This window comes from Lysobacter yananisis (assembly GCF_031199375.1).
GTDB lineage: Bacteria > Pseudomonadota > Gammaproteobacteria > Xanthomonadales > Xanthomonadaceae > Lysobacter > Lysobacter yananisis.
Genome location: NZ_CP133568.1, coordinates 5759259 through 5774117, shown reverse-complemented (window position 1 = coordinate 5774117; position 14859 = coordinate 5759259). Strand labels below are relative to the sequence as shown.

Sequence of the window (14859 nt, the reverse complement as noted above, 5' to 3'; positions counted from 1 at the left end):
GAGGCACGGGCTTTGGCCCGGCGAATGGACAAAGGCATGACGGAAATCCCTAGAACTCAGGGCAAGAATAGGCGCAAAGAACAACGGCCTCAATTGCACCACTGCTGCTCGCAGGGCTCGCCGTCTCCGTTTCCATCCATCTTCACATTGGGGCAGTGGGCCAAGAAGTAGCGGGCCTCAGCACAAGACGTCATCTGACTGCAGTGGGTGCGTCCGTCGCACCTGTAAAGCTCAGGCGCTGGCGGCATTGCTCCCGCAGCGTGCTCCGCCACGAAGCGATCACCGGAGCGCTCAGACGCATACCAGCCCACGGCGCCAATGCCCAGCAGCGCGAACAGTGCCGCCCGCCAAGAGCGGTTGGCGCGTCTGCCCGGCGAAGCGCGCATTCGGCCTTGAGGCGCCCGGGCGTGCTCATTGGGGCGGCGGACCCGCGTTGCGCGCAAGGCGCCCTTGGGATCGGCCTCGATGTCGAAGTGCAAGCGCTCGTTCACCACCGGGCGCGGGCTGTCGGCCGGCAAAGCCGACACATGCACGAAGACTTGAGGGCCGCCGCCGTCGGGCGCGATGAAGCCAAAGCCGCGGTCGTCGTTCCACCGCACCAAAGTGCCAGATGCGCGTTGACGTGCCTCCATCTTCCGCTCCCCCTCTCTGTCTCAGAGCCATACGAAATTTATGGCGTGGTGCGGACATGAATGGCTCTTCCGCCCTCCAGTCTGAAGCTGGTGCGACGGAACCCGACACCGTTCGCAGCCGAAACCGGGACACCATTCCGGCTCGCCTGTTCGTCACACGTGCGCACCAAATCTGTCATCCCATGTTCCTACGGTCCGCGTGATCGGCTTTCGGTGGGTGTGGCAATGGCGTCTCGAAAAAGTGTGGTGGCCAATGCCATATCCGACGGCCTGATGCCGGTGGCGGAATACGTGCGCATGTCGACCGACCACCAGCGCTACTCCACCGAAAATCAGGCAGACGCCATCCGGGCCTATGCGGCCGCCAACAATATGCGCATTGTCCGCACCTACCGCGATGAGGGAAAAAGTGGGCTGGACATAGGCGGGCGCGATGCCCTCAAGCAACTGCTTGCAGACGTGCGTTCTGGGCGCACTGACTTCAAGGCGATATTGGTCTACGACGTCAGCCGCTGGGGCCGCTTCCAGAATGCGGACGAAAGCGCGGCCTATGAATACGAGTGCGCGAAAGCCGGCATCAAGGTCGTCTACTGCGCGGAGCCTTTCGACAACGACGGCTCTCCACTGTCCACGATCTACAAAAGCATCAAACGCTCAATGGCCGGGGAATACAGTCGAGAGCTGTCCACCAAGGTCTTTGCCGGTCAGTGCCGTTTGGTCAAGCTTGGCTTCCACCAAGGAGGATTGGCGGGGTTCGGGCTGCGCCGCGCACTGCTCGATGAACAACGAAATCTCAAGGGCGAGTTGAACATCGGTGAACAAAAGAGCATCCAAACCGATCGCGTGGTTTTGGTGCCTGGCCCCCCTTGGGAGGTGGCCACGGTCGAACGGATCTACCGCCAGTTCGTGTGCGATGGAAGGAGCGAGCGGCAGATCGCCGATGAACTCAACGCCGAAGCCAAACGCACCGATTTGGACCGCCCGTGGTCGCGCGCCACCGTCCACCAAGTGCTCACCAACGAGAAATACATCGGCAACAACGTCTACAACCGCACTTCATCGAAGCTCAAGCAAGCAACGGTGCGCAATCCGCCTGAGCGCTGGGTGCGCTGCGACGGCGCGTTTGAAGGCATCATTTCTTTGGAGCTCTTCACCCAAGCCCGTCAGATCATTGCGTCCAGAAGCCTAAGGCTAAGTGATGCGCAGATGCTGGAGCTCTTGGCGACACTCTGGCGCCGCGCAGGCACGCTGTCAGGCCTTGTCATTGACGAAAGCGAAGACATGCCATCGAGCACCAGCTACCAAACCCGTTTTGGTGGACTGCTGCGGGCGTATGCGTTGGTGGGATACACCCCGGACCGCGACTACCGCTACTTGGAGATCAACCGGTCCTTGCGTGCTTCGCATCCGGACGTTGTGGCACAGGTGATGCAGGCCATTCGTGGCGGTGGCGGAGAAGTGGTGCAAAACGCCGGCAATGATCTGCTGCACGTCAATGGTGAGTGGACGGCTTCTGTCGTGCTCGCCCGAAGCCAAGTCGGGTCGGGCGGAAATCTGCGTTGGAGCCTCCGATTTGACACCAGTTTGGCCCCTGACATCACGTGTGCTGTGCGCATGGACAGCAGCAACGAAAATCCTTTAGACCACTACCTGATCCCCAGATTGGACATGGGCGCATGGCCCCAGCGCTTGGGCGAAGACAATGGCGGGTTGATCGATGGATACCGATTTGATTCGTTTCAGTCGCTGGCTGAACTGGCCGCACGGACACCTTTGGAGGACGCGGCATGACGCAACACGCGCGCGAGGAAGTGCACACCATCCCCATTCGGCAGATCTATGTGCTGAACCCCCGGTCGCGCAACAAGCGTGTGCAACAGGAAATGATCGAGAACATCCGCTCTGTGGGCCTTAAGCGCCCCATCACGGTGGCGCGGCGACCCAAGCCTGAGGGTGGATACCACTACAACTTGATCTGCGGCCAAGGGCGCTTGGAAGCCTTCCGGGCTCTTAACCAAACCGAGATTCCAGCATTCGTGCTCGACGCGACACAGGAAGATTCACTGGTCATGAGCTTGGTGGAGAACGTCGCCCGACGCAACCACACGCCACTGGAGCTGATGCAAGAGATTGCCCGGCTGCGCGAGCGCGGCCACACGGATGCCGACATCGCCAGCCGCATCGGCGTCAGCCCACCGTGGATCAGTGAGGTGGGGTCACTCTTGTCGCGTGGGGAAGAGCGCTTGGTGGCGGCTGTTGAATCGGGCGTTCTGCCCTTGAGCATGGCGATGGTCATTGCCAAAAGCAGCGAAGAGGGAGTCCGCGAGGTTCTGGCCGATGCCTATGAGAATGGATTTCGTGGGCGAAAGCTCGATGCTTTGCGCCGCCTTATTGAGTCGCGGAGCAAGTCTCAGCGTGCGCACAGTGGGCCCAACAGCAAGACCACCATCAAGAAGAAGCCGCTGACACTGGCGCAAGCCCGCCGTATGTTCGCCGAAGAGGCGGAGAAGCACCGCATCGTCATCCAGCGCGCAGAGTTCGCCAATGAAACGGTGTTGTTTTTGGTGCACGCGTTCAAGCATCTGGTTCGCACCAGCGAATTTGTGGAGCTGTTGAAGAAGCAAGGTGTGGAAAGCATGCCGTCCCAGCTCAATCGGAAGATGCAAGAATGAACGATGAGACAAGCGGGGTTCCCAAGCCGACATTCATGCGCAAGTGCATTCGTGTGCCGCTGTCAAAACTGATCGCGCTCAAACCCATCAAGCCTGATGTCAAGCGGGGAGGCAAGTATCAACAGATCCTCACCTCAGTGCGCGAGGTCGGCTTGGTCGAGCCCCCTGTGGTGAAACAAGCGCCACACAAGAAAGGATGCTATTTCGTTCTTGACGGACATTTGCGCGTTGAAGCCTTGCGGGATTTGGACGTGCCGGAGGTGGATTGCTTGATTGCCTTGGAGGACGACACCTACACCTACAACAAGCATGTCAACCGCCTGTCAGCCGTGCAAAACCACCGCATGATCGTCAAGGCTGCGAACAATGGCGCGTCGCCTGAGCGCTTGGCCAAGGCATTGGGCTTCACGCCTGAAACCATCCGCAAGAAGTTCAAGCTGCTCCAAGGCATCTGCGAAGAAGTGGCCGAACTGCTGGCAGACAGCAATTGCCCGCAAACGACGTTCGATGTCTTGCGGCGCATGAAGCCTGTGCGGCAGATCGAGGCAGCCGAGCTGATGCTCGGAAACCGGGATTTCAGTGCCGTGTTCGCCAAAGCGCTCCTCCTCACCACGCCGCCAGAGCAACTGGTTGCTCCCGACAGTCGGGCCAATAAGGCTGCTGGCGTTGGCCAAGCCACAGGCATTGAGCGGGAGCTGGCCACACTGCAAAGCCGCGCCAAAATCTTGGAGGACAGCTACTCCGATGACCTGATGGTCTTGACCGTCACCAAGGGCTATCTGACGACGCTCCTGAGCAACGCCCCGATCGTGCGCTGGCTGACCAAGCATCACCCCGAATACTTAAAAGAATTCGAGCGCATTGTGGACATGGAATCGCTGCCGGGCGTTGCGCGGGTGTCAGGCAACGGGGCCCGGCACGTCTCAAACAAGGCTCAGCCATCATTGTGAGTGGTGGTGTCGCGCCCAGTTCCACAGATGGGCGCTTGCCAACAGCAAGCCCGCGCGCACGGTAACAAGCACCTCGCGCCGCGGCAGCGGATCAGGGCGAACGCCCGCCGCATGCCGAATTTAAAGTGGTGCCAGACCCGGATGAGAGTACATGGCCGGCCAAGGCAGTCGATCCGAAGTTGGTGGCGGATCTTGATCGGCGCATAGCCCTCAAACGCGCCGGCATCGAGACCGTGTTGCTCAACGGGAGACGCGATCTCATAGGTCTGTGGGCAACTGTCTTGGCGCGAAGGCAGAGTGTGGAGTCTGCACTCAAAGAGGCGGTCGCACACTGCGCCCAAGCCGACGCGGATGTGTCGGGCGCGGCGCGATAGCAATGGGCACGTTCAGTCGTGTGCCGAATTGAAGGTGGCGCCCGACCCGTATACGTTAGCCGGCATGCGCCACTCCACGTCGTTGGCTTATTGGCTAGGCCCAACTCTCCAGACCGTCAAATTTTGGATCGTTCCTTCTGAGGTCTTTCGGGCGCGTGCGCGGGATCAATATAGCTGTCGATGGCTTGAGCAATAGCCTTCGCTTCCTCCTCACAAATAAACTCCAAGACCACCTTGTGGGCCGATGACTCAGGCCGCTCCCAGACCAAAGGTCCAAATTCGCGGGCATGCTCGACATAGGTCTCGCTGGCGTGGGCGGTCTCATCGAAGGCTATTTGGCACAGTTCCGTAGACAGAGGTGTGCTTCCGTCGAACGCGGCGAAAACGCGGATGTCGTCACGCAGGTCAGGGCGGGCATGCCACAAGTCTTTCACCCTGCGGGAGATGAGTTCGCACTGCGCTGCGCGCAGGAGGCTGTCATTCCACCACTCGATAAGTGCATCGAAGCTCTTGAAATATTGTTCCTCCGCGGCGCTCCCCTTTGGCCTGATATGAAATCCCGGTGCCGGATACCGCCCTTGACGAATATCGATGCCAATGGCGTGAAAATAACCATGTGTCAACAGTTGTGGGTGCATTGCAATTCTCCTTGTTTTTATTATTTGTAATTCTATTTTTGGCCTTGTCAATGATTGCTTTTGTTGGCGATAAGCCCGGAATCCCTTAAATTTTTCGTCTGCATATAGGCAAAGGCAATCTGGTTATTTGGTTTCTGCTTACTGAAATGGCAAAATGAAAAATTAATTTGTTGGGTGTCGAATTGGTCGTTTTGATCTGAACCGAACGACAGCGACTGCAGCGGCACTGTCGATGTCGCCAAAGGCATCCAACATCAGCTGCAGTGCCGCCTCTTCGTTGTAGCCGCCAGAGCCTGCACCAATGATCGGGAAGGCCGCTGACGCGAACTTGCGTTCCTCAACAATCGCCATCGCCGAACGCACCGAGTCCTGAATCGACTGCTGCGAACTGCGCCACAGCATGTTGATCCCAGCCACATGGATGATGTTCTTGAAGTCTAAGCGACCTGCCGACGTCAACACCGCGCCTCCCAGTGGGATAGCGCCGGCGCGGGCAACTTCTATGAAAGGGCGAACGCCGCCCCGGCGTTTGATCGCCCCTGACACGCCTTGCGGCAGCAGCATCCACCACGGAATAATGTTGCGATTCCAAGGGTTGACGATGGCCTCCACGCTCTGATCGAGCAAATCGCCTTCCACGACGATAGGGCGCATCCGCGGTGGGCGTATGTTGTCTTGGTTCATAAGCTTCTCCATTTGATGTTGGGTTGTGGTGTGTGTGCCGATCTCGATGGTCAAGTGAAATGCGCAGCCAGTCAGCGCGGACGAATCCGCGCTGACCGTGGTGGCTGTTACGGGTAGTGCTTGGACTTGTTCTTGAGCTGCGTATCGAACTGTCCTTTGGTGTAGACCGGTAAAGCCACGATCGGCTGATACTTCGACAACGTGATCACTTGCCGCCGCACGGTTTCCTCAGGCACCTCGCCGCGGTAGTGGTGGCTGATGACCTGCGATTGGTCGCGCATGGCGTGGCCTGTGATGAGAGAGATATCTCGGTCAGGAACCCCTTTGGCAGAAAGCATGCTCACCAGCGTGCGGCGGAAGGCGTGAAACCGGCAGTCGCCGTCAAAGCCGAGCGCAGCCATATATTTGCGGAACTGCTGCACCAAGCCTTGGCTATACAATGCGTTCGTCTCACCCGTTTTCTTGTTGTGCCCAGCCGTCAAATGCGGAAACAACCGCGTGCAAGTGGCATCCTTCAGGTCTTGGAGGTAGACAAGAAATCCTGCGTCGATGAGTGGTTGCGCGATGGGGATGTTGCGCTCTGCGCTTTTGCCTTTGAGTGTTTGCCGGCTGAGCGCGCCTGCGGTGTGGGCCAAGTCACTGTCCGCGGTTTTGCGGATGGCAAAGAACCACCGGCCGTTGATGCACACCACGTCCGACACCTTCATCTGTGCGACTTCACCAACCCGCGCACCGGTATACAGACCGATCATCGGCGCCCACCAACGGTGGGGGTGGTGTTTCGCCCACGCAATGAATGTCTCGGGATTGAAGATGCGCTGCAGTTCGTCGTCGGTCAGCCAGCGCGGACGCTTCCGTCGTTCGCTGGTCAAATCGCGTTTCGGTTTCGTGAAGCCATCCATTGGCGACATTGAGATCGCATGTGCGTCCTTCAATGAATTGAAAAACCGGCACAGAATCGCGTGGTGTTTCGACATCGTCCCGTCTGCGGTTGGCCGGACTCTTTCAAGGCGCCCCAACTGCATGAGGTCTTCAGCTTCTTTGCCTGCATAACGTGGATCCGTGAAGCAGTTTTTCGGTGCCCACAGCATCAGATCCCATAATTGTCGGATCTGATCGCGGTCGATGGTCGAGGCCAGCATGTCGCCATACAGATGTTTGAGCGCGGCCAATGACTGTCGATAGGCCGCAACGGAGTTGCGTGTCAAATTTCTGCGGCGCATGTCTTCCAGAAAATCATTGATCTCGACAGAGATCGCGCGTGCCGGCGCGCCAAGAGGAAGTGGTGGTGTTGTCCGCATCTCCTCAGCCGTGCGTCTCTGCCTTGGCTTTCGATTGAGACGCCGAAACAATCTCTCGAACTGCGTAACTGATGCTTCATCTGGGAAGGTGACGTTCTTGAACGAGACGTTCCTTCCTTCCACCAATTCGATCAGGAGAGCGGTTGGTGCTTTTCCTGCTGTGCTTGCTGTGTTGCTCATTTGTAACTCCAGTTGTGAAAAACCAACTGGTGATACGAGGTTATTTTATTCTGTCAACGGGTTGCCTCTGACTGGCTTGACGGACGTTCTGATGAGCTAATTGTGGTTGATATATTTCGTGCGTAGTGGCTCGCGAGGTGCATATTTTTCGTAGGAATTTCAGTCTGTTATCAATGCATAAGATATGCGAACGGATTTGCATTTGTTGTTCAGCGTAGAACTTTACATACTGTTTAACGTTCAGTTTTCTTGTTTGTGAGACCGGATACATTGTCTCCATTGCTCAAACTGGGCTGTCTTGATGACGTATTCCGTCGGCTCAACGGTCACAAACTCGACCTTCAAGCGGAAAATTGTCCCTGTGACTTGCGTAAAGGCGCCAGAACATGTCTTTCATGCCATTTTTGCACTCGGTTTCGTGGGAAATTCATTTTGGCTGCAAATAAGTGTGAGACCCTCGGCATTTTTATTTCTTTTTTTGTGAGCTGTCTCAATGTTTTATGGCGATGACTTTTGGGTCGAATTATTATCGGAGCCCTCAGCTAATACAATGTTTTGAAGGATCTCGTTGAGTGGGCGGTGCATCCAACTGTTCCATGGCATTTATGCGCCGCTTTGAATTGCGGAGTGTTGCGCGCGTTTCTTTTTTGAAACACCTTGGCATGCGCCTGCGATAGACATGGTGTCTATACCCGTTGCATGTTGGATGCGGGCATCAGACGGGGGATCAATATGGTCAGCAGTCGGTCCGTAGAGAGTTCGTCAGAAACGAGTTCTCCGAAGAAGAAGATCGCGTTCACGGCAATTGCAATATCACTTTTGGCCGTATTGGCTAATGGCTTCTCAGTGGCTGACAACGGCCTCAATTTATGGGATCGAATCAGCCGCCCCAGCAGTGTTGTTCCTAGTGGCGGGGTTCCCAGCGCACCCTCTCCTGCGCCCTCGAAGCAGCAGGGTGGGGCCAGCAGGGTGGACACTGGGGGCATTGCCGGCCCTATAGATGCTCCGACAGCAGCGCCAGGTCCGCCTGCAGGATCAAGCTCAGGCAACGCGACCGCCTCTGCACCTCCTGTGCCACAGGCCAGTCCCCAATCTTTCGCAAATCAGCATGTCGTCATAGAGCAGGCCCCAGCAGCCGAGCCTGCCGCGCCTGCAGGGCGCTCGCAGGTGCCAATCTATCCGCCCGGTCCTGAGCCGATCGATATCTCTGAGCCCACTTCGCTCATTTCGAATGCTTCCAATGCCATGGTTGCTTCGGTTTCCGGCGGCAATGCCTGTCGGCCCCACATCAACTACTCGGCCAACACCACGGTCGCCGCCACGGATGCCCTGACCCGCCCGGGCAACATCAAATGTGTCCAAGCTCCTCTCAGTGGAGAGATGACGGTTGTTCTTGAACTCTGCGGCGGGCAACGCAAACGCATCCAATCCATCACGGTGGAGCGCCGCGCCCACGACCAAAACAGATCCAGATCTACCGTCGGGGCGTTTTATTACTCGCTGCTCGACAACGGCGATGAAACTTTGCCGCAGCCGATGGAGGGCCGATACGGCGGAATACACACCGCAACATTTCCGCCGACTGAGGCAACGCATGTCCGCATCAATGTGCGCACCATGCCGCGACGAGGGAAGGGCGCACCGATCTACCAGCAGCTGTGCTCAATCGTCGCTAGCTAACGCAGGCCGCCGGCATCCCAATGGGGTGCCGGCGGTGCCAGTTGCGTTTAGGTCTCTCCGCTCTTCTTCAAAGAGCGCCTGACAGTCGTCAGCACCTTTTCTTGGGCCTCGGCCGGCAACTGCGCGAATGCCGTGATCAGCTCAGCCATAGCTCCTTCGGCAAAGAGCGCCGGCAGGGGAACGCCCAGTTCCTTGGCCATGGCGTCGAGCGTGTCCAAGTCGGGCACGTGGACACCCTGCTCATAGCGGTTGATCCGCGCCGACGCCACATCTGGCGGCAATCCCATGCGCACCCCCAAATCCGTCTGCGAGATGCCCTGCGCTTGGCGCAGGGCGCGCAAACGTTGGGCGAACCGGCGTCGGACGGGGCCAATAGGCATATCTGAACAGGATGCCTGTCCGACGATTCCCAGCATACTACGAATATCGTAGGATTGCTCCGCGGCCAGTTGGTCGCGCTGGCAGAGGATGGAACCGATGTTCAGAACCACAGCACGGGTGTTGGCTGTCGCCAGCCTGCTGGTGACCGCCGCCGCCCATGCCGCGGACGGCCGGGTCTGCACCAGTGACCCGTCGACCGGGCAAGAACTGATGAAGACCTTCGACGCCGCAACGGCTTTTACCTGTGAAGGCATGGACGGGAAGCACCGCATCTCCGGCCTCTACAAGCAAGGTTGGACAGTGGCGCACGTCCTGCCGGCCTCCCGCTCCGATGACGGCCCGATACGCACCTATTGGGTGCTTGTCATCGAAAAGCGCTGATCTTCAGCGCCACAGGAGGTTTTCATGCTGGCCGCATTCGGACGTTTGACCCTTGGCTCCACCACGCCCACAAAGTGGACGTTTTTGACACCGATGGTTGTCGGTGCACTCGGGGTGCCCATCGCTGTGCTGGACCCGCTCTTGAGCATGTTTTTCCCCGCCAGCGCGATCGCACTGATGGGTGGCGTGGTGGGGGCGATGTATTTGTTCTTTTTCGGCCACATCCGCCGTGCTGCGGTGTTTTTGGCTGGCGGCTTTGTCGGCATGGTCGTGTGGCTGCCGCTGTCCTTGTTCATGCAGTCCTTGTTCCATTAATCAAAGCGCACGCAGTCCACTTGGCCCCGCCTTTGGCGGGGCCCTTTTTATGTCAAATGTGGCGGAAGCGGCCTGCGCTTCAAGTAGGCGTCCCCAACACGCCGCGCTTCTTCTCTCAGTGTGGGGTCGCGCCCGTCCTCTGCAGCACGCAACAATGCTGCGACCAGTTGCGCGTCATCCAAGTGGTCCGCGCCCGCCAACACCACCAACTCCGCCCACCGCGCGCGTTGTATGCGCATGGTGCGACGCATGCGTTCTTGCGTGCGCAACGCCGCGCGCTGGCGTTTTAGAAGATCCAACGCCTGCACTTGTGCTGCACGCTCGCCTTTGTCCCGCGTTTCTCTCTTCATTGGAACGTCCGTTGTGGTGGACCGTCATTCAACGAATGCTGAACGTGTTGTCAAGTTGATGGTGCCAAAAAAGCGCAAGTATGAGGGCGGAAACGAGCAAAAAAAACGGCAAATCTGGAGCAAGAGCGCGCTTATGCATTGCCCCTGCGGGACAACGCGCGCCAAGAGCAAAAGCCTAAAAAAGCCCAAGCGAAAAGAGCGAAAACAGCTCTTGCCAAAGCGAAAAAAGCTGAAAGAACGCTGCGTGGCGGAACCAGAAACAACAACAAAACAACAACAAAAAACAACAACGGAGGCGACACCCGTGGCTATTTATCATGCAAGAGTGAAAACCATCAGTCGTTCAAAAAAGCACTCCGCGCTGGCTGCCGCAGCCTACCGCGCGGGCATGCTCATCGTGGACCACCGCACAGGCGAACGCCACGACTACCGCCACAAGCGCGGCGTCGTGGAAACGATTTGCGTTGCGCCAAAAAATGCACCTGCTTGGTCAGCGCAGCCCCAACAGTTGTGGGCCGCGGCAGAAGCTGCTGAGCGCAGGAAAGACGCAGCCGTGGCACGGGAGTTTGAAGTTGCGCTCCCGCATGAGCTGGACGCCAACCAACGCCATGCGTTGGTCAAAGACATCGCGTCGGCTTTGGTGCGGCGCTACAGCTTCGCAGTGCAGGCCAGCATCCATAAGCCCACCCAAGGTGGCGTCAACCACCATGTCCACATTCTGGCCACCACCAGACGGATTGCGGCTGATGGTCTCACCGAAAAGACGCGCGAGCTTGATGGAAAAATATCAGGCAGTGAAGAAGTGTCGTGGGCGCGGGAAATGATTGCCGATACGATCAACGAACACCTGATCCGCGCCGGTGTAGAAGAACGTGTCGACCACAGAACGCTTGAAGCGCAAGCGCAGGCGGCTTGGGAGCGCGGCGACCACGAAGAGGCTCTTGTCTTGGCTCGGCGTCCCCAACGCACGCTGGGCAAAAACGCCGCGGCCCTTGAGCGCAAAGGCGTGGCCACAGAGATTGGAAACGACAACATCAAGATTGAACTGAACAATGTGGAGCGCACCACAAAAGCGCTTGCCAAGCTGGCGCAGGCCAGCGCGTCACCAGAAGAGTTGGCAGACGATATTGCGGGCTCCACCCTTGAGGACTTCGTTGTTCCTGACGCCGACGCCATCAGCAACCGAGGTGGAGAGAAAGAGCAAAAGTTGACGGCTGAGGAAGCATGGAGCCAAGCACAAGAGGTTTGGAACCAGCACATCTTGCCCAAGATCTCGGTGCCCATGGAAAGAACAAAGAGGGTGATGGCCGAGATGGCGGAGCGTGTGCGCGTGTATCTGCACGACAACGCACTGCCGGCGGCGGTCAAAGAGCTGTTGCGGCGGCTTGAGGTGCTCAAGCGCCGCATCGAAACACCACAGAAAAATAGGCAGTCACATCAGCGGGCTCTTGATCTCGCGCGCCGCGCACAGTGGGCGCTTGAGAGGACCAACCGGGTCAATCCCACGGGGCGCGACATCGTGGCCCGGGTGCGCCGAGAAAAGTGGTTGACGCACCTTGGCGATTGTGTGCGGGTGGCCGGTCAGCGTTTGAGCCCAGAGCGTGTGCGGGCGGACAATGACGCCATAGAGATCGGGGCTGCGGAAGTTGAGCTTTGGAGCAGGCATGTTCTCAATCGTTTTCCCATTGAGGGGATTGCGCACGACAACAATGAAGAACCCAAAGAGAGTGGTGTGGTCTTGGCGTTCCGTCCGCCTTCTGGACCGGCATAAACAAGAACACCCCGCCTCGGCGGGGTGTTCTTTGACTGCGGTAGACTGGTCAGTGCACTTTCGGTCGCGGGACAGTGCCCGGTGGAGGCGCGTCTTTCGTTGAGTTCGGTGTGGTGTCTTCTTGTGGATCGGTGTCAATTTGCGGATCGTTGATGGGGAGGGCTCTGCGCAGTTCGTCTCGACGCTCATCAGAAATGCCGCGTGCGACAACGCTGACTTGAACCCCATTCTTTGTGTCTGTTGTTTTGGGTTTGAGGCTCGGTGCTGGTGCTGGTGCTGGTGTCGGTGCCGGGTTCGTTGTCTGTCCGCCGGCAGATTTCGTCTCGCTGGCGTCGATCAGTTCCTTGGCCAACACCAGTGCCATCCGGAGGCGGACGCGGTGGTCGTGCAAGGAGATGTCGTCGTCATACAGCATTCCTGATGTCAGCAGGCTTGTGGCGATTTGGGTCAAAGGTGTCAAAGACATGTGTCACACTCACTTTTGTTGTTTGGGAGTGCTCATCCAAACAAATAAATGTCGCGACACAAGACGTGTTGGTGGCCGTTCGGGGCGGAAAATTCGACACCTTATGCATCGCGGAATTTCCGCTGATTTTGTTCATTGTGGATTTACTTATTTCGCGGTCAACACCGCATCAATTGCTCAGAACCCTGCGCAGGCCATTGAGGTCGAGCCCATAGTTCAACACGCTCAGTCCGGCCGATCTCACATCGCCCGCACTGGTGCCGTGCAGCTTTTCCCGTGGCCTGAGGTCTCGGCTGTATGTGCTGTGGTGTTCGTCGCTCAGCTCATGCCCCACAATTTGCGCGCGCAGTTCGGACGCCACTGCCCGCCCTTGCATTTCTTGGATCATGGTCTTGCGCAATGAGTGGAAGCCCCGCTTCCCGGGGTCCCAATCCTGCGCAACCATCCCAAGGTGACGGCCAAAGGCCTTGGTGATCCAGTTGCCAGCACCGTTTTTTGCAGTTGGGCTTGCATTGGTGAACAGCCGGTCGTTCCCCTTTGACTTGAGTGTGTCCACCCATTGCTGAAACCCCAAGTCCAGCAGGTGCGGGTGGATGGGCACAACGCGCTTGCTGACATCCGTTTTGAGATGTTGGTGCTCGCCTTCGTCCGTGAAGTTGATGCATGGAATTCCATCTTTGACGAGGATGTCTGCAACACGCAGTTGCCCGACCTCCGAAACACGTGCTCCGGTGTATAGGCCAATAAGACACGCCCATCGGAACGGAAGCTTCTGTTTTTCCAAAGCCTCTGGGGCGAACAAGGCTTGAAGCTGCTCAGTGTCGTATGCCTTGAACGAATATTTCTTGCGCCGCTCACGCTTCTCACGGGATGAATAGTTGTTGTGTTCAGTGCATGGGTTCTGATCCTGCGGGTAGTGGCCCGTTGCCATAGCCCAACTGAAAAAGCTGTCTTCGCCACCGATGAAGCTTTGTTTGCTGTCCAACGTCGGCGAGGCGATGTGGTTGTCGCGCATGTGCTGAAACCACCGCGCAACATCATTGCGGGTGATGCTTCCCACTTTCTTGTTGGCGCCCAAGAACTCGGTCAGGTCCGTAATGGCGGTCGCCTTTGTGGACAGCGTTTTGGGCAGGGTGCGGCCGGCCAGTGACGCAAGCCATGCATCTTTCGCCTTGCCCAACGTGATGGGCACGATATCGGCCGAACTGGCGGACCGTGCAGGGACAGCACGTTGGGCAGGGGTTGCAACAACAGGCGTGGCAGAGGCGGTGTTGCGCGTCGCACTCCGATACAGGCGCGCATCCTCTGGCGTATCGATCTGCCAGATTTCCTTGATCGTCCCGTCCGGCTTGTGCACACGCTCAACGGTCAGGTCGCGGGTCTTGCCAGCGGTGACCCCGGCAATAAGAGCATCCACGCCCTTTTTATCTGACCAACCCATTGGCAGACCCCGCAAGAGAGTGAAGGCCTGAGCATATCCATCGGCCAGTGCCAAGGCATTGACTTGGGCTTGACGCAGGTCGGTCGTGCGCAAGGTGCGCTTGATGATCCGCCGCCCAACAACGAAGTGCAGGTCAGTGGGCACCCGTTGCCGGAACGACCAAAGGCCAGTGGACGAACGAACAAGATGGTGTGGGATGCGCATCGGGGCGATGTGTCCCGATTTGTGTCCTGCCCCCAGTTGGGCCCAGAAACGAAAAACCCCTGACGAGTCAGGGGTTTGCGTAATCTGGCGGAGAGAGGGGGATTCGAACCCCCGAAGCGCGGTTTAGACGCTTACACACTTTCCAGGCGTGCTCCTTCAACCACTCGGACACCTCTCCGGAGCCTGACAGGCCGCCGAGGCGGGCCGTGCAGGGCCGGGAATTCTAGCCGGCGCCGCGCCGGGGGACAAGTTGTGCCGGCGCGGTCCGCTCCCGGACCGATCGCGCCTGGGGAGCGAGGGTGGGGCATGGCACAATGCCGGACCGGTCCGCGCGCGCTGCGCCGCCGGCCGGCCCGATCCCGCCGCGGCGGCGTCGCCGGCCTTGCGCCGCGCTCGCCAGGCGCCGCGCGGACCGCCTCCCGCCACCACCCGTGTCCAA

The 14859-nt window shown here is 58.4% G+C and carries 16 protein-coding genes and 1 tRNA gene; 7 read left to right on the top strand and 10 right to left on the bottom strand.

The genetic code is table 11. The features are described 5' to 3' along the window. Positions 1-89: 89 nt before the first annotated feature. A complete protein-coding gene (locus RDV84_RS23805) occupies positions 90-632 on the bottom strand; it encodes a cold shock domain-containing protein (RefSeq protein ID WP_309151848.1) in 543 nt (180 codons plus the stop codon). A 246-nt stretch (positions 633-878) separates the two neighbouring features. Here RDV84_RS23805 and RDV84_RS23800 point away from each other — a divergent pair, with 246 nt between their 5' ends. Genes RDV84_RS23800 through RDV84_RS23790 form a run of 3 tightly spaced genes read left to right on the top strand, consistent with a single transcriptional unit; the run spans position 879 to position 4254 of the window. After that, positions 879-2423, top strand: a complete 1545-nt coding sequence (locus tag RDV84_RS23800; protein ID WP_309151847.1) for a recombinase family protein — start codon at positions 879-881, stop codon at positions 2421-2423. Beyond that, a complete protein-coding gene (locus RDV84_RS23795) occupies positions 2420-3304 on the top strand; it encodes a plasmid partitioning protein RepB C-terminal domain-containing protein (RefSeq protein ID WP_309151846.1) in 885 nt (294 codons plus the stop codon). The genes RDV84_RS23800 and RDV84_RS23795 overlap by 4 nt, the downstream gene beginning before the upstream one ends. Next, the gene (locus tag RDV84_RS23790; protein WP_309151845.1) at positions 3301-4254 is read left to right on the top strand and encodes a plasmid partitioning protein RepB C-terminal domain-containing protein; all 954 of its coding nucleotides are present in this window, start codon (positions 3301-3303) and stop codon (positions 4252-4254) included. The genes RDV84_RS23795 and RDV84_RS23790 overlap by 4 nt, the downstream gene beginning before the upstream one ends. A 490-nt stretch (positions 4255-4744) precedes the next feature. On the opposite strand, the gene RDV84_RS23785 is transcribed toward RDV84_RS23790, so the two are convergent. From RDV84_RS23785 to RDV84_RS23770, 4 genes are all read right to left on the bottom strand, one after another. Beyond that, the gene (locus RDV84_RS23785) at positions 4745-5266 is read right to left on the bottom strand and encodes a hypothetical protein (RefSeq protein WP_309151844.1); all 522 of its coding nucleotides are present in this window, start codon (positions 5264-5266) and stop codon (positions 4745-4747) included. A 162-nt stretch (positions 5267-5428) separates the two neighbouring features. Further along, entirely contained in the window at positions 5429-6004 is a 576-nt protein-coding gene (locus tag RDV84_RS23780; RefSeq protein ID WP_309151843.1) for a macro domain-containing protein, read from the bottom strand. 53 nt (positions 6005-6057) lie between these two features. Beyond that, complete coding sequence (locus tag RDV84_RS23775) at positions 6058-7431, bottom strand: site-specific integrase (RefSeq protein ID WP_309151842.1); 1374 nt, start codon at positions 7429-7431, stop codon at positions 6058-6060. 686 nt (positions 7432-8117) lie between these two features. Continuing rightward, positions 8118-8408, bottom strand: coding sequence for a hypothetical protein (locus RDV84_RS23770; RefSeq protein ID WP_309151841.1), 291 nt, complete (start codon positions 8406-8408; stop codon positions 8118-8120). Between the two features lie 190 nt (positions 8409-8598). Here RDV84_RS23770 and RDV84_RS23765 point away from each other — a divergent pair, with 190 nt between their 5' ends. After that, positions 8599-9111: a hypothetical protein gene (locus tag RDV84_RS23765; RefSeq protein ID WP_309151840.1), complete on the top strand. Its 513-nt coding sequence runs from the start codon at positions 8599-8601 to the stop codon at positions 9109-9111. Between the two features lie 47 nt (positions 9112-9158). Here the strand turns inward: RDV84_RS23765 and RDV84_RS23760 are convergent, their stop codons facing one another. Next, the gene (locus RDV84_RS23760) at positions 9159-9527 is read right to left on the bottom strand and encodes a helix-turn-helix domain-containing protein (protein ID WP_309151839.1); all 369 of its coding nucleotides are present in this window, start codon (positions 9525-9527) and stop codon (positions 9159-9161) included. A gap of 61 nt (positions 9528-9588) precedes the next feature. On the opposite strand from RDV84_RS23760, the gene RDV84_RS23755 reads away from it, so the two are divergent. Further along, positions 9589-9873 carry a hypothetical protein gene (locus RDV84_RS23755; protein ID WP_309151838.1) on the top strand — a complete coding sequence of 95 codons (285 nt, stop codon included), beginning with the start codon at positions 9589-9591 and terminating at the stop codon, positions 9871-9873. Between the two features lie 24 nt (positions 9874-9897). Continuing rightward, positions 9898-10188, top strand: a complete 291-nt coding sequence (locus RDV84_RS23750; protein ID WP_309151837.1) for a hypothetical protein — start codon at positions 9898-9900, stop codon at positions 10186-10188. Positions 10189-10235: 47 nt separating this feature from the next. Here the strand turns inward: RDV84_RS23750 and RDV84_RS23745 are convergent, their stop codons facing one another. Then, positions 10236-10538, bottom strand: coding sequence for a conjugal transfer protein TraD (locus RDV84_RS23745; protein ID WP_309151836.1), 303 nt, complete (start codon positions 10536-10538; stop codon positions 10236-10238). Between the two features lie 16 nt (positions 10539-10554). On the opposite strand from RDV84_RS23745, the gene mobQ reads away from it, so the two are divergent. Continuing rightward, positions 10555-12309: a MobQ family relaxase gene (gene mobQ, locus RDV84_RS23740; RefSeq protein WP_309151835.1), complete on the top strand. Its 1755-nt coding sequence runs from the start codon at positions 10555-10557 to the stop codon at positions 12307-12309. A 49-nt stretch (positions 12310-12358) separates the two neighbouring features. Here the strand turns inward: mobQ and RDV84_RS23735 are convergent, their stop codons facing one another. The 3 genes from RDV84_RS23735 to RDV84_RS23725 form a co-directional block, all read right to left on the bottom strand. Further along, positions 12359-12775 carry a hypothetical protein gene (locus tag RDV84_RS23735; protein WP_309151834.1) on the bottom strand — a complete coding sequence of 139 codons (417 nt, stop codon included), beginning with the start codon at positions 12773-12775 and terminating at the stop codon, positions 12359-12361. 169 nt (positions 12776-12944) lie between these two features. Beyond that, entirely contained in the window at positions 12945-14420 is a 1476-nt protein-coding gene (locus RDV84_RS23730; RefSeq protein WP_309151833.1) for a DUF6538 domain-containing protein, read from the bottom strand. 85 nt (positions 14421-14505) lie between these two features. After that, positions 14506-14598 (bottom strand) — tRNA-Ser (locus RDV84_RS23725). Positions 14599-14859: the final 261 nt, after the last annotated feature.

What these genes read in the sequence shown, in the direction of transcription:
- RDV84_RS23805 (WP_309151848.1), bottom strand. Translation starts at nt 632, where the DNA reads ATGGAGGCACGTCAACGCGCATCTGGCACTTTGGTGCGGTGGAACGAC.
- RDV84_RS23795 (WP_309151846.1), top strand. Translation starts at nt 2,420, where the DNA reads ATGACGCAACACGCGCGCGAGGAAGTGCACACCATCCCCATTCGGCAG.
- RDV84_RS23790 (WP_309151845.1), top strand. Translation starts at nt 3,301, where the DNA reads ATGAACGATGAGACAAGCGGGGTTCCCAAGCCGACATTCATGCGCAAG.
- RDV84_RS23785 (WP_309151844.1), bottom strand. Translation starts at nt 5,266, where the DNA reads ATGCACCCACAACTGTTGACACATGGTTATTTTCACGCCATTGGCATC.
- RDV84_RS23775 (WP_309151842.1), bottom strand. Translation starts at nt 7,431, where the DNA reads ATGAGCAACACAGCAAGCACAGCAGGAAAAGCACCAACCGCTCTCCTG.
- RDV84_RS23760 (WP_309151839.1), bottom strand. Translation starts at nt 9,527, where the DNA reads ATGCTGGGAATCGTCGGACAGGCATCCTGTTCAGATATGCCTATTGGC.
- RDV84_RS23755 (WP_309151838.1), top strand. Translation starts at nt 9,589, where the DNA reads ATGTTCAGAACCACAGCACGGGTGTTGGCTGTCGCCAGCCTGCTGGTG.
- RDV84_RS23750 (WP_309151837.1), top strand. Translation starts at nt 9,898, where the DNA reads ATGCTGGCCGCATTCGGACGTTTGACCCTTGGCTCCACCACGCCCACA.
- RDV84_RS23745 (WP_309151836.1), bottom strand. Translation starts at nt 10,538, where the DNA reads ATGAAGAGAGAAACGCGGGACAAAGGCGAGCGTGCAGCACAAGTGCAG.
- RDV84_RS23735 (WP_309151834.1), bottom strand. Translation starts at nt 12,775, where the DNA reads ATGTCTTTGACACCTTTGACCCAAATCGCCACAAGCCTGCTGACATCA.
- RDV84_RS23730 (WP_309151833.1), bottom strand. Translation starts at nt 14,420, where the DNA reads ATGCGCATCCCACACCATCTTGTTCGTTCGTCCACTGGCCTTTGGTCG.